Source organism: Xanthomonas arboricola pv. populi (assembly GCF_002939945.1).
Taxonomy (GTDB): domain Bacteria; phylum Pseudomonadota; class Gammaproteobacteria; order Xanthomonadales; family Xanthomonadaceae; genus Xanthomonas; species Xanthomonas arboricola_A.
The window spans coordinates 649,874-663,464 of the sequence record NZ_MDEB01000002.1 but is presented as its reverse complement, the minus strand read 5'-3'; the positions used below and the strand labels follow the sequence as shown (position 1 = coordinate 663,464).

The 13,591-nt window shown below is 57.7% G+C and carries 10 protein-coding genes and 2 tRNA genes; 11 read left to right on the top strand and 1 reads right to left on the bottom strand.

What is annotated here, in order from left to right:
* Positions 1 to 54: 54 nt before the first annotated feature.
* From XaplCFBP3123_RS09440 to XaplCFBP3123_RS09430, 3 genes are all read left to right on the top strand, one after another.
* Positions 55 to 3,744 (top strand): pilus assembly protein, encoded by a 3,690-nt coding sequence (locus XaplCFBP3123_RS09440; RefSeq protein ID WP_343125488.1) that lies wholly within the window; start codon positions 55 to 57, stop codon positions 3,742 to 3,744.
* A gap of 12 nt (positions 3,745 to 3,756) precedes the next feature.
* Positions 3,757 to 4,206, top strand: a complete 450-nt coding sequence (locus tag XaplCFBP3123_RS09435) for a type IV pilin protein (RefSeq protein WP_104533779.1) — start codon at positions 3,757 to 3,759, stop codon at positions 4,204 to 4,206.
* A 52-nt stretch (positions 4,207 to 4,258) separates the two neighbouring features.
* A tRNA-Asn gene (locus tag XaplCFBP3123_RS09430) sits at positions 4,259 to 4,335 on the top strand.
* A gap of 51 nt (positions 4,336 to 4,386) precedes the next feature.
* Here XaplCFBP3123_RS09430 and XaplCFBP3123_RS09425 read toward each other — a convergent pair.
* Entirely contained in the window at positions 4,387 to 4,929 is a 543-nt protein-coding gene (locus XaplCFBP3123_RS09425; RefSeq protein WP_104533778.1) for a GspH/FimT family pseudopilin, read from the bottom strand.
* 140 nt (positions 4,930 to 5,069) lie between these two features.
* On the opposite strand from XaplCFBP3123_RS09425, the gene uvrB reads away from it, so the two are divergent.
* From uvrB to XaplCFBP3123_RS09385, 8 genes are all read left to right on the top strand, one after another.
* Positions 5,070 to 7,091 carry an excinuclease ABC subunit UvrB gene (gene uvrB / locus XaplCFBP3123_RS09420; RefSeq protein ID WP_104533777.1) on the top strand — a complete coding sequence of 674 codons (2,022 nt, stop codon included), beginning with the start codon at positions 5,070 to 5,072 and terminating at the stop codon, positions 7,089 to 7,091.
* Positions 7,092 to 7,195: 104 nt separating this feature from the next.
* A tRNA-Val gene (locus XaplCFBP3123_RS09415) sits at positions 7,196 to 7,270 on the top strand.
* A gap of 519 nt (positions 7,271 to 7,789) precedes the next feature.
* Positions 7,790 to 8,032, top strand: a complete 243-nt coding sequence (locus XaplCFBP3123_RS09410) for a hypothetical protein (RefSeq protein WP_016901079.1) — start codon at positions 7,790 to 7,792, stop codon at positions 8,030 to 8,032.
* 36 nt (positions 8,033 to 8,068) lie between these two features.
* Positions 8,069 to 9,742, top strand: a complete 1,674-nt coding sequence (locus tag XaplCFBP3123_RS09405) for a type IV secretory system conjugative DNA transfer family protein (protein ID WP_104533776.1) — start codon at positions 8,069 to 8,071, stop codon at positions 9,740 to 9,742.
* A 348-nt stretch (positions 9,743 to 10,090) separates the two neighbouring features.
* The gene (locus XaplCFBP3123_RS09400; protein WP_104533775.1) at positions 10,091 to 10,501 is read left to right on the top strand and encodes a TcpQ domain-containing protein; all 411 of its coding nucleotides are present in this window, start codon (positions 10,091 to 10,093) and stop codon (positions 10,499 to 10,501) included.
* Positions 10,502 to 10,627: 126 nt separating this feature from the next.
* Entirely contained in the window at positions 10,628 to 11,647 is a 1,020-nt protein-coding gene (locus XaplCFBP3123_RS09395) for a virB8 family protein (RefSeq protein ID WP_172453173.1), read from the top strand.
* Complete coding sequence (locus XaplCFBP3123_RS09390) at positions 11,644 to 12,411, top strand: TrbG/VirB9 family P-type conjugative transfer protein (protein ID WP_104533773.1); 768 nt, start codon at positions 11,644 to 11,646, stop codon at positions 12,409 to 12,411. The genes XaplCFBP3123_RS09395 and XaplCFBP3123_RS09390 overlap by 4 nt, the downstream gene beginning before the upstream one ends.
* A complete protein-coding gene (locus tag XaplCFBP3123_RS09385; protein ID WP_104533772.1) occupies positions 12,408 to 13,577 on the top strand; it encodes a TrbI/VirB10 family protein in 1,170 nt (389 codons plus the stop codon). Before XaplCFBP3123_RS09390 ends, XaplCFBP3123_RS09385 begins: the two co-directional genes overlap by 4 nt.
* Positions 13,578 to 13,591 lie beyond the last annotated feature (14 nt).

Here is a 13,591-nt window from a genome sequence, read left to right as displayed (position 1 = left end):
CCGATGTCACATGTCTCGTCATTGGGTAGCGTTGATCAGACCATCCCTAATTCGATGACATTTGAGCGCATCTTCAAGGGCGGCGATGGACGTTTGCAGTGGAACGGGAATAGTTTCTTTAGTTCAGCTGGTGTCTTTTTTAATTCTAGCGAGTCGTGTACAAATAACGTTTCTGACTGTTACGTTTATTTATTTCCGCACTCGGGATATAATACGAATTATTCTCCTGGACGTGCCATCCCTCCGCTTGACGTTTTCGGATTTTCGCGCTCGCCGAATTATAATGCTGGCTACTATAATCCCAGCGTTCTCTATGAGCCATGGACTCCTCCCGCGCAGACGTCAACAAGCGCCAATCTTTGGCCAGCAGCGGCATTCGACCAAGCCCGAGTCGATCCGCGTAATCCTCTTGTCTATGGTAATGATTTCAGTGCGGGGTACAACACTATCTATGACCTTGCCTATCGTGAGAGCGACGGCGAGTCGTTCCAGTTTTTGACGGGAATGACAATTCCTGCTGGAACACGCTATCGATCGAGTGGGCGATCATGTAACTCAACCAACGGCAATGGCTTGCCAAGTAGTGGCGGGCGCTGGACTACGTTGAATTCAACAGTCTCGGTCGCGGCGAATTGTGTAGTGCAAATGGGTTATGTGCCGGCAACTTTTTATCTGCCCGTGGATGCCCCGGCTCCAGCCGGATATCTGACCAGTGACGTCAATAGACCAATCATCGCAAATGCCTGTGGTCCAGGGTGCAACATGCGTCGTTATCAGATATTGGCGGCGAATTATGGATCCAATACTGCGGCGTATATTGCTGCACAGCAGAATTTTGCCAATTGGTTTCAGTATAATCATAACCGCATCTTGTCGATCGTCGGGTCCGCTTCCCGATCGTTGGCCGACGTAGACAAGATGCGGGTCGGCTACTTCACGATCAATAGCTTGACCGCGGCGACCATGTATGACATGGATGACGATGCCGCGCGTACCTCGTTGTTCGATTTGATCTACCGTCTCAAGCCGAATGGAGGCACGCCCAATCGTACGGCCGTCGATTACCTGGGAAGGCAGTTTTTGCGAACCGGGGATGGTGCACCGATATTACGTGCATGCCAAAAGAACGGCGGCATGTTATTCACCGACGGATATACGAACGCTAACAATTCCGTCAGTGGGTATGGCAATGCCGACTCTACCGGCACGGTGGATTTCTCTGGCACCCCATTCGCTGACTCGTATAGCAATACGATTGCCGACATCGCTGCGAGCTACTATTCGGGCACTTCTACTCCACTTGTGACTGGTCCAAGTTTTCCGGCCGGACTTGTGCCCGTTGACGAAAAGTGCGCGACACTCTCCAAGACGTCCGCTGACTGGAAGCGACTAGACTGTCAGAAAAATCTGCATATGAATTTCTATGCGATCACTCTTGGGGCGCAGGGGAATATCTACGAAGTTAATCAAGCAGCTACTGGCGATCCATATGCCAATCCCCCCGATTGGAACAGCAATGGTAATCCAACTGCGGACGATGACGGTCGCGTAATCGACGAGCTCTGGCATGCCACTATTAATAGTCGCGGTCAGTTCATTAATGCCAAGAGCCCTGATGAGGTGACTAGTGCGATGCGCCGAGTTCTGTCGGCAGCCAGTGCGGCTAATTCTCCTTCTGGGACGCTAGCCTTAACGGGTGCTCGCATTGGTGCGGGCTCCCTGACCGTGTCGCCTGAGTACCAGATCAAAAATAACGGGACCGATTGGTCCAGTAAGCTGAAGGCCAGTCAGGCATCTGTCGATCCGGAAACAAGAGAGGCCCGTTTTACACCGTTTTGGGAAGCCTCCGAACAAATGCCTGCACCTAGTGCTCGCAATGCTTTCTTCAGTGACGGTACTAATGTTCGCAAATTCGATGGTACGACAATCAGTTTGAGTGGTCTTTGTGGTTTGTCACGGGCACTATATCCCAGTCAAGCTATCTGTTCGGAGCAAGATTTGATCAATCTTGGAGCAACGGCGGCGACAGCGGCTAGCTATCTATTGGGAGATCGAAGTGGTGAGGTTCAGCAGAAGGGCAAGTTGCGAGACCGGACCACCGTCCTAGGCGATATCATCAACTCCGCACCGTTGATCAGCGCGCCTGTCGACGACTACGGATACCGTGCTTTGGGTGGAACGCTGGGAACGACCTATATCAACTACTTGAATACCAAGCGCGCCAATCAAGGTTACATGGTATATGCGGGGGCCAACGACGGCATGTTACATGCCTTCGACGGCGGGATGAATGGTAGTGGGACGGTCACCGGTAGTGGTGGGCGTGAGCGCTTTGCCTATATTCCGGCAACATCCTATGGCCACATGGGTAATCTTCTACTGCCCTATCAACCCAACAAGGCGTCTGCTCAGCCGTTTGATCATCGCTATTTCGTCGATGGTCCGCTTGCGGTAGGAGATACCTACTACAACAACAGCTGGAAGACGACACTGGTTGGTACGACTGGAGCTGGTGGCCGCGGCGCGTTTGCGCTGGATGTGACCAACCCGGGGGCGTTTGGGAGTGGGAGTCGCCTGTGGGAGATTAACGATCTCAGTGGTGATGCCACGGTGCGTTCCAATATCGGACACGTGCTCGGCAAGCCTGTCATTGTCCCGGTGCGTGCTGCCAACGGCGCGGTGAGCTGGAAAGCGATCTTCGGCAACGGCTATGACAGCGCCAGCGGCAAGGCTGTCCTGTTCGTGGTGGACATCGGAACGTCCTCAACTCCGGTCGTTCGTATGATCGAAGCAACGGAGTCTGGGAACTCTATTAGTGGCCGGAACGGGCTGGGTAATATTACTGTCCTGGATCGGGTAGACAACCTGGCGATCGACCCGTCTGGTATGCCGGCTCGTACACGTGATGGTTATGCCGATACGGTTTATGCTGCCGATCTTCGTGGTGCCATCTGGAAGTTTGATCTCACCTCGACCGCAGCTTCGGTGACTGTGCCTGCATTCACCACGGGGACGTATGCCGAAGGTGGGCGCACCTATCGGCAACCTATTACCGGCGGACTGCAGGTGGCTTCCGGTGAAAACGGCGGGGTCCTCGTATTATTTGGTACCGGTAGTTTCTCGTTCAACGACGACAGCCTGCCAAGCTCCGCGCAGCACATACAGAGCTTGTATGGTTTTACGGATCAGGTGGATGGCGTGATCACTACGACCTTAACCAGGACGAGCCTGACGCCATATTCAGTCACGACCACCGGCGGGACGCGCACCTTGCAGGTAGGCACTGTCCCGGCAATATCGCTGGGATGGTATGTAGATCTCCCGGCCGGTGAACGATTTGTGGGTTATCCGGAGCTTGTCTCGGGAATTCTCTTCATGCCAACGTATGCGCCGCTGGCTGCAAATAGCGGCTGCAGTACCGATGGTGTGAATTGGTTGTTTGGCCTGAATCCGCGGACTGGCGTAGGCGCATTGTCTGGAGTTCGAATGGGGAGCATCGGTGGTTCCACGCTTGCCACCGGTTCTGCTGGTATTTCTCTCAACACCGGTGGGAACGCTCCGGTCAAGGATGTAGGCGTCTCAGTCGTGCCCCGGCTTGAGCCCCAAGTCAATCCAAAGGATGGCTCGGCCGCGCCAGCTGTCCCGGCAGGCTCCGGTTGCTGGATGGTCGTCAACGTCGCAGGCGCCGCGCCCATGTATGTTCCTTATCCTTGCGGCCGCCAATCTTGGCGCCAGATTCAGTGACGGAGGTCCTCAATGTCGCTAAGCCTATCTCGTTTTGTCCCGCGTCGGCTGTCTCAGTATGCTAAGGGCGATGGTTTCACCTTGATTGAGTTGATGGTGGTCGTCGCTATCGTCGGAATTCTGGCGGCAGTGGCGTATCCGTCCTATGCCGAGCATATCCGCAAGTCGCGCCGCGCGCAGGCCAAGGCAGACCTGGTCGAATACGCGCAATTGGCGGAGCGCTCGCACACGACGAACAACACCTATGCGAGTTTTCTTTTCGGCAATGGCTCCACGACCATCCAGTCGCCGCGTGAGGGCGGTACTGCCCAATACACCATCAGGTTCGTTGGTAACCAGTCCACCTTCACGATAACTGCCGCGCCACAAGGCAATCAGGCCAGGGATACGTGCGGCACGATGACGCTGAATCAGGCAGGCGTGAAGACGCCGAGTGCCTCTGTCACCCCGGGTTGCTGGTAGCCAGCCTTGGGTGTTGCACTATCGAACTCTTGCATCTAGAATACGCCTCCCCGCCCGAATAGCTCAGCCGGTTAGAGCACTTGACTGTTAATCAGGGGGTCGTTGGTTCGAGTCCAACTTCGGGCGCCAAGATGTTGAAGAGGCCGCGACTAGTCGCGGCCTCTTTGTTTTTGCTGGGACTCATCGTGCAGGGCAGGTGGTTGGTTGCCTGTAGCGGACAGAGCGCGTTCGCCCTGAGTTATTGACGATGACATCTGCCAGGCGCTGCGCACGCGTGCAGAGGCTGATCGTGATGTTGGTGCCGCTATTTCGGCCGTTCGGAAGAAATCGGACAAGTGATCGGCCGATCGTTCCAGTGATGCTGATGTTGTCGCTCGCAGCATACTGCTCGACCCGCAGGATCGAGTCCGCGTCCGCAGGTTGCCCACTACGGAGAGGATCCTTGAAAAGGATCCAACCCTGGCTCCAGTCTCTGCCAGGTCGACAATTTTCCCCATCAATGGATGGGCAGATGCTGATCGGCAAGCGATGCGTGATGGCCAGGCTCCTAGCCATCGCCAGATGCGCGGTGAGCAGATGAACCCGTGCCTGTGCTCGCTGCCAGTCGATCAAAGCTTTGAAGCTGGGCAAGCCGATGGCCGTCATGATGCCGACGATCGCCATCACGATCACTAGCTCTACTGCCGTGTAACCTTTTGTGCACGAACGAGTCACTGCTTTCACCGTCTTGCTCCCTGGCTCGGAGCAAGCAGTCTCTACGGCGTCTAAGGCTCAGGTAAGCTCGGCTCTCACGTGATGGGGTGTCAGACTTTTACCGAAAGGGGCCTCCGCCATTCGTGCAGTCCTCTCCCGAGACCCGCTCCATGACCGACCGTTTTCAGCTTGTATCCCCGTATTCCCCAGCCGGCGACCAGCCTGCCGCCATCGACAAGTTGGTGGCCAGCTTCGAGGCCGGTCTGGCCAAGCAGACCTTGCTGGGCGTGACCGGTTCCGGCAAGACCTACACCATCGCCAACGTGATCCAGCAGGTGCAGAAGCCGACACTGGTGATGGCGCCGAACAAGACGCTGGCGGCGCAGTTATATGGTGAGTTCAAGTCGTTCTTTCCGCACAACGCGGTGGAGTACTTCGTCAGCTACTACGACTACTACCAGCCCGAGGCCTATGTGCCGTCGTCGGACACCTTCATCGAGAAGGACAGTTCGATCAACGAGCACATCGAACAGATGCGTTTGTCGGCGACCAAGACCTTGCTGTCGCGTCGCGATTCGCTGGTGGTGGCCACGGTGTCGGCGATCTACGGCCTGGGCGCGCCGGAAGACTATCTGTCGCTGCGCCTGATCCTGTCGGTGGGCGAACACATCGACCAACGCCAGTTGATCCGCCACCTCACCGACCTGCAGTACACCCGCAATGAATTCGAGCTGACCCGCGGCGCGTTCCGCGTGCGTGGCGAAGTGCTGGACGTGTTCCCGGCCGAATCCGACACCGAAGCGCTGCGTATCGAGTTGTTCGATGGCGACATCGAGCGACTGACTCTGTTCGATCCGCTGACCGGCGAAACGCTACGCAAGCTGCAGCGCTACACCGTGTACCCCAAGACGCACTACGCGACCACGCGCGAGCGCACGTTGAGTGCGGTGGATACGATCAAGGAGGAATTGAAGGAGCGCTTGGAGCAGCTGTATTCGCAGAACAAACTGGTCGAAGCGCAGCGCCTGGCGCAGCGCACCCAGTTCGATCTGGAAATGATGGCCGAAGTCGGCTTCTGCAACGGTATCGAAAACTACTCGCGGCATCTCACCGGCAAGGCGCCCGGCGAGCCGCCGCCGACGCTGTTCGACTACTTGCCGCCGGACGCGCTACTGGTCATCGACGAGTCGCATGTGACCATTCCGCAGATCGGCGCGATGTACAAGGGCGACCGTTCTCGCAAGGAAACGCTGGTGGAGTTCGGCTTCCGTCTGCCGTCGGCGCTGGACAACCGGCCCCTGCGTTTCGAGGAGTGGGAGGCGCGTTCGCCACGCAGCATCTATGTCTCGGCCACACCGGGGCCTTACGAACTGCGCGAGTCCGCGGGCGAGATCACCGAGTTGGTGGTGCGTCCGACCGGGCTGATCGATCCAGTGGTCGAAATTCGCCCGGTCGGAACGCAAGTGGACGACCTGATGTCCGAAATCCACGAGCGCATCAAGCTCGGCGACCGCGTGTTGGTGACGACGCTGACCAAGCGCATGTCCGAGAACCTCACCGAGTACCTCGGCGAGCACGGCATCCGCGTGCGCTATCTGCATTCGGATATCGACACGGTGGAGCGCGTGGAGATCATCCGCGATCTGCGCCTGGGCAAGTTCGACGTGCTGGTCGGCATCAATCTGTTGCGCGAAGGCCTGGATATGCCGGAAGTGTCGCTGGTGGCGATCCTGGATGCGGACAAGGAAGGCTTCCTGCGTTCGACCGGTTCGCTGATTCAGACCATCGGCCGCGCCGCGCGCAACCTGCGTGGTAAGGCCATTCTGTATGCCGACAAGATGACGCGTTCGATGCAGGCCGCGATCGATGAGACCGACCGCCGCCGCGAGAAGCAGGTCGAGTACAACCTGGAACACGGCATCACGCCCAAGTCGGTGGCGCGTCCGATCTCCGACATCATGGAAGGTGCGCGCGAAGACGCCGCCGAGAAGAAGGCAGGCAAGGGGCGCGCGAAGTCGCGCCAGGTGGCAGAGGAAATGCCCGATTACCGCGCCATGGGGCCTGCTCAGATCGCCGGCAAGCTCAAGAGCCTGGAGCAGCAGATGTACCAGCACGCCAAGGACCTGGAGTTCGAGGCGGCCGCGCAGATTCGCGACCAGATCCAAAAACTGAAAGCTGCCAGCCTGGCGTAGGGCGGGGCGACAGCGTCGCAGTTCGGATGCAGGGAGGGCTTGTGGCGATCCAAACCCTGCGCTAGAATGCGCGCCCTGCACAGCGCAATGCTGACGCAGGAAACGGGCGGTTAGCTCAGCGGTAGAGCACTACCTTGACATGGTAGGGGTCACAGGTTCGAACCCTGTACCGCCCACCACTTTAAGTCCAGACGTCATGGCGACTTGGGTGGTTTCAACATCGGCAGCGACTGCTGCCACGGATTTCAAAGTGACATGCGCAGCAGCTCTTGCAGCTTCCGCGCGTCCTTTATTTGGTCTTCGACGATCGATTTCACTTCCTTCCGTGCATCGCACACGCGTGTTCGGCGAATTTCGTGCAGTGGTCGAACGCCGCTGGCGGCGAAGCGGTGTCCTGGCAAGCCGGGCGCTCTTGCGCCTGTGTCGAGATCCCTGGAGTCAGGCTCCGGCATCTGCAACGCGTGTTATTTCGTAGCGGCGCGGGCCACCTCATCCGCGAAGCATCAGGCAAATTTTTACCGCCAGGCAAGTGTGTGGCTCTGAAAGTGCACTAACTGAATTTCGCAGGCGCTGACCCATCCCGATCCTCGCCTTTCGTCGAATGCGCGCACGGTTGTGCCGGCTTCGCCGAAACCGCTTTCTCCAGCGCACGTCTTGCTTTAGCATCGCCTCCGCGCTGACGAAAAGGAAGGCTGGCGATGGACGAGTATCAGCACACCGTGCTGACCAGGGGCGGGTACCGTGTCGTGGCAATCACTCGGGAAGACACCTACGCGCCCGACGCTGTGGTGGCCTATGCCGTCGTGACGGATGCCGGAACTCGGATCACGCCGGATCTTTCCCTGGATCAAGCCAGAGTCTGGATAGACTCGCTCGTCGAGAGCGAGAGTGGCGGACGCAAGTCGGATCTGGTCGATCACAAACCCGTCGTCCGTCGCTAGGTGGCCGTCAAGAAGTAAGCCAAGGAGTAAGGGCGCGTGTCCAAAGCCAAAATAATCGCAATCGCCACCGTGGTGACATTGCTCGTTGGATATTTTTTGTCCGGATATCTGACGCTCCTGTTGTTGCGGCTCGATACCGGGCTGTACGCGTGGGATACCTACTACCGCTACGTCAAGGCGCTGGGCTTGCCCGAAGTGGCGCCTTATGCAACCAAGATCAAGATGTCCGGCATTCTCGGCTTTGGTCTGCCCGGGATCATCTGGGCCATCACGGTCGTGCTCTTGATCAAGCCGAAGGAGCGGGCGCTGCATGGCGATGCGCGTTTTGCCGGAGCGGCAGACCTTTCCAAGCACGGTTTGTTCAAGCCGAGCGGCAACGGCATCGTCGTGGGCAAGTTCAACGGCAAGCTTGTTCGGCTGAGCGGGCAACAGTTCGTGATCCTCGCCGCGCCGACGCGCTCCGGCAAGGGCGTCGGCGTGGTCATTCCCAACCTGCTTGAGTACCAGGAATCGGTCGTGGTTCTGGACATCAAGCAGGAGAACTTCGACCTCACCAGTGGCTGGCGCGCCAGTCAGGGGCATGAGGTATTCCTCTTCAACCCCTTCGCCGAAGACCGTCGTACGCATCGCTGGAATCCGCTGACCTACGTGTCCAGCGATCCCGCCTTCCGGGTGTCGGATCTGATGAGCATCGCCGCGATGCTGTATCCGGACGGGTCGGACGACCAGAAGTTCTGGGTCAGCCAGGCGCGTAACGCCTTCATGGCGTTCGCCCTGTATCTATTCGAAAACCAGGACGAAGAGTTGTCGCTCGGCTTTCCGGGCGGGGCAGGGGCTCCCACGCTCGGCGGCATCTACCGCCTGTCGTCCGGCGACGGCACAGACCTCAAGAAGTACCTCAAGTCGCTGTCCGAACGCAGGTTCCTCAGCAGCAATGCGCGCTCGGCATTCGCCAACATGCTGTCGCAAGCCGATGAAACCTTTGCGTCCATCATGGGCACCCTGAAAGAGCCGCTCAACGCATGGATCAACCCGGTCCTGGATGCGGCAACCAGCGCGGACGATTTCCTGCTCACCGATCTGCGCAAGAAGAAGATGACGATCTACATCGGCATCCAGCCCAACAAGCTGGCCGAAAGCCGCCTGATCATCAATCTGCTCTTCAGCCAGATCATCAACCTCAACACCCGCGAGCTTCCGAAGTCCAATCCGGAGCTGAAGTACCAATGCCTGCTGTTGATGGACGAATTCACCTCGATCGGCAAAGTCGACATCATCGCCACCGCGGTCGCCTACATGGCGGGCTACAACCTTCGTCTGCTGCCCATCATCCAGAGCATGGCGCAGCTGGATGCGACCTACGGCAAGGACCTGTCGCGCACCATCATCACCAACCATGCGCTGCAGATCCTGTATGCGCCGCGCGAGCAGCAGGACGCGAACGACTATTCCGAGATGTTGGGCTATACGACGATCAAGAAGAAGAACGTCACCCGCGGCAGGGAAACGACCCGAAGTGTCTCAGAGGAGCGACGTGCGCTCATGTTGCCGCAGGAGCTGAAGGCGATGGGCAACGAGAAGGAGGTCTTCCTGTACGAGGGCATCCCGCACCCGGTGAAGTGCGACAAGATCCGCTACTACGAAGATCGATATTTCACAGCACGCCTGTTGCCCAAGACGGATGTGAAAACGCTTTCCATTAAATTGTGACTCTTGTCACGAAATTAGCGGGGAGGGGTGCCGGTGATTCTTGACTCATGTGTTCGTTAAGAGCAAAGTTACCCAGAATTCGCGCAATGTTGATTTTTTGTTAAGGGGGCGGCGCCGGACGGGGTCGTACAGGAGTAAGGCTATGGATGGTTCTTCAGCGTATTCATTTTTATCGGTTGCGCGCACGCATGGTGCCGACTGGCCCGTTTTGGCTGGCTCGGATGGATGCGCGCGCCCGAAAGTTCCATCAAAGGCACGTTCCCTCCGCCACCTGAAGGTGAGCGGGGCCGTAGTGCTGTCCGTCCTATGCCCGAAATCTCATGAGTTGGAGAAGTCAGAGTGAATCCGATGTGTGTGTCCAAGCTGTCGCTGGTCTTGGTGGTCGCTGCGTTGGTCGGTGCCTGCGCGACCAAGCCTGCTCCCGATTTTGGTGGACGTTGGAAGCACGTCAATCACTTTGACGAAGCCCCCACTGAAATTCCGCTTTACACCTCCTATACGTATCAGGCGACGCCGATGGACGGCACGCTGAAGACGATGCTGGAACGGTGGGCTGCGGATTCCAATATGCAGCTGTCCTATAACCTGCCCTCGGACTACACCCTGATCGCCCCGGTTTCCAATATCAGCACCACCAGCGTGCAGCAAGCCGCAACCGAGCTGAGCGCGGTGTACGCAGCGCAAGGCGTGTCGGTCTCGGTTTCCGCCAACAAGTTGCTGGTACAGCCGGTGCCGGTGTCGTCTGGAGCCAAGCTCTAAGAGCCGACTGCTGATCCGATGCTCTCCAGCATTCGGTCGGCGAGTCAGCTCAAGCCTCCCATGCGTCCGCGCTCGTCGCGGTAATAGTTTCAGGCCTGACAAGGCCCTACGGTGACGGATCTAGACATGTTGCGTAAGAAGGTCAGTGAAAAGGACGGATCTGCCCAAGTGGGTGCGGCCGTCCAGAAAGCGGTGAACTACGAGGTCAGCATCGCCGACCTCGCACGCCGCAGCGAAAAGCGCGCATGGATGGTGGCGACCGCTTCCATGATCATTACCGTCATGACGGCCGGCGGTTACTACTACATGCTGCCGCTGAAAGAGAAGGTGCCGTACCTGGTAATGGCTGACGCCTACTCGGGAACCAGTACGATTGCAAAACTCGAGGCGAATTTTGGTGGGCGGACGATCAGTACCAGTGAGGCGTTAGCGCGCAGCAATATTGCCCGGTTCATTATTGCCCGCGAATCATTCGACCTTACCATCATCGGTCAGCGCGACTGGAATACTGTGTCGGCAATGGGCTCCACGAATGTTGTAAATGAGTATCGGGCGCTGCACTCCGCGAATAATCCGTTACGGCCCTTGAATACGTACGGAAAGCTGCGTGCCATCCGCATCAATATTCTGAGTATTACGTTGATTGGCGGAAAAGGACAGCCCTACAAAGGGGCGACCGTACGTTTTCAACGGACTGTGTATGACAAAAATTCGACGGTCTCTACGCTGCTTGACAACAAGATCGCGACGATGGGATTTGTGTACCAAGATAATCTGGAGATGAACGACAGCCTGCGAGTCGAAAATCCCCTAGGCTTCCGAGTAACTGATTATCGGGTAGACAACGACTACTCCTCGTTGCCAGCTGCTCCTGCCGGTGGCGCCGTGATCAACCCGCAGCCTCAGTCAGCGGTACAGCGGGCTGGTACTGGCATGATCGATCCTAGCGCGGCAAACGTCTCTGGTGCAGTTCAGCAGGGGGGCGTCCCGTTGCAGCAGGGAGCACTTCCGCAGGGTGGCGTGCCTCAACAGCAGGTGCAGCCCGCGTTTCCCGATCAAATGCAGCCGGCAGCTCAGCCTGCGGCGCAGCCCGCGATTCAACCCCAGGGGATGCAGAACAATGTCAATGGAGCGAGTGGTCGATGAAACTTTTTAATCGGTACAGCGCTGCGTTATTTTCAGCACTGCCACTTGCAATATGCGCTTTCGCGGCTACCGCTCAAGTGGTTCAGGAATATGAGTATGCCCCGGACCGCATCTACCAGGTACGCACGGGTCTTGGGATTACCACTCAGGTCGAGCTAAGCCCGAACGAAAAGATCCTGGATTACAGCACAGGCTTTACTGGTGGTTGGGAACTGACGCGGCGCGAGAATGTCTTTTATCTAAAGCCCAAGAATGTCGACGTCGATACGAACATGATGATTCGTACGGCAACGCATTCCTACATTCTTGAGCTCAAGGTGGTTGCAACAGACTGGCAGCGCCTCGAGCAGGCGAAGCAGGCCGGCGTTCAATACAAGGTCGTGTTCACCTATCCGAAGGACACAAGCTTCAACAATGTCGAAGACGCGGATACGTCGAAGAAAGGCCCGTTGTTGAATGCCAAGATTTTGAAGGATCGGCGTTATTACTACGACTACGACTATGCGACACGTGCCAAGAAGTCCTGGCTTATTCCAAGCCGCGTCTATGACGACGGCAAGTTCACCTATATCAATATGGATTTGACGCGGTTTCCGACCGGGAATTTCCCGGCAGTTTTTGCCCGCGAAAAGGAACACGCGGAGGATTTTCTCGTCAATACCACGGTGGAGGGCAACACCCTGATCGTGCACGGGACTTACCCTTTCCTGGTGGTTCGCCATGGCGATAACGTCGTCGGTCTGCGAAGGAACAAGCAAAAGTGAACTCGAATATTCCAAACAGCCCTGATGAGCGCTCCCCGAACAATGGCGGGGAAGAGCTGCGCAACGGTGAGTACAACGAGCGCAACAATCCTTACTTTGCGCGTCAGCAGGCAGGTGCCGAGCCGGACCTCGACGCCAATGAACCAGTGTTGCGTTCCAGCGACATCAAGCGTCTGAATCGCAAGGCGCTGGTGTTTCTGGCTGCCATTGCGGCCTTGTTGATTCTCGTCATCTTCTGGCTGGCGACACAAAGCGGAGAGGATTCTCCCCCGCCGAAACAGCGTACGGAGACGGTGGTTGCGCCAGCGTTGCCGCAGAACATGACTGCGCCGGTGGAGGAGGCGCCAGTTCCACTCGCCCAGCAACCCAGCTTGCCGCCCCTGCCGCCAATGCCGACTGATGACAGCGAAGAGGGCAGCTCAGCGCCGGAGCGTCAGCGCGGCCCGACATTGCTGGAGCGCCGTATCCTCGCCGAATCCGCTGCAAACGGTGCCGGCATGCCCGGGCAAACTGGCGCTCAGCCCGCACCCGTGCAGGAAGAAAGTCCTGTTACGCTGGCTAAGCCGATCAGCAACCCGGACGGCCTGTTGGTACGCGGCACCTACATCCGGTGCATCCTGGAGACACGGATCATTTCCGACTTCGGTGGCTATACTTCGTGCATCGTCACCGAGCCGGTTTACTCGATCAACGGCCACAACCTGCTCCTGCCGAAGGGTTCCAAGATGCTCGGCCAGTACGGCGCCGGAGAGCCGACGACCAGGCGCCTGCAGGTAGTGTGGGATCGCGTCACAACGCCGACCGGACTGGATGTCACGCTGGTCGGCCCTGGTATCGACACGCTCGGTAGCGCTGGCCACCCGGGTGACTACAGCGCGCATTGGGGTAACAAGATTGCATCGGCGCTGTTCATCAGCTTGTTGAGCGATGCATTCAAGTATGCGGCTGCTGAATATGGTCCAGAAACGACCACAATCGGTGTTGGCAGCGGAATTGTCACTCAGCAGCCCTTCGAGAGTAATACTGCTCGCAGCATGCAGCAGCTCGCCGAGCAGGCTGTCGAAAAGTCTGGGCGTCGTCCGGCAACCTTGACGATCAATCAGGGCACCGTGTTGAACGTTTATGTTGCCAAGGACGTCGATTTCTCGGCGGTCCTGCCGAAGTGAATGAACAGCCTGCC

What these genes read in the sequence shown, in the direction of transcription:
- XaplCFBP3123_RS09440 (WP_343125488.1), top strand. Translation starts at nt 55, where the DNA reads ATGACATTTGAGCGCATCTTCAAGGGCGGCGATGGACGTTTGCAGTGG.
- XaplCFBP3123_RS09435 (WP_104533779.1), top strand. Translation starts at nt 3,757, where the DNA reads ATGTCGCTAAGCCTATCTCGTTTTGTCCCGCGTCGGCTGTCTCAGTAT.
- uvrB (WP_104533777.1), top strand. Translation starts at nt 5,070, where the DNA reads ATGACCGACCGTTTTCAGCTTGTATCCCCGTATTCCCCAGCCGGCGAC.
- XaplCFBP3123_RS09410 (WP_016901079.1), top strand. Translation starts at nt 7,790, where the DNA reads ATGGACGAGTATCAGCACACCGTGCTGACCAGGGGCGGGTACCGTGTC.
- XaplCFBP3123_RS09400 (WP_104533775.1), top strand. Translation starts at nt 10,091, where the DNA reads ATGTGTGTGTCCAAGCTGTCGCTGGTCTTGGTGGTCGCTGCGTTGGTC.
- XaplCFBP3123_RS09395 (WP_172453173.1), top strand. Translation starts at nt 10,628, where the DNA reads ATGTTGCGTAAGAAGGTCAGTGAAAAGGACGGATCTGCCCAAGTGGGT.
- XaplCFBP3123_RS09390 (WP_104533773.1), top strand. Translation starts at nt 11,644, where the DNA reads ATGAAACTTTTTAATCGGTACAGCGCTGCGTTATTTTCAGCACTGCCA.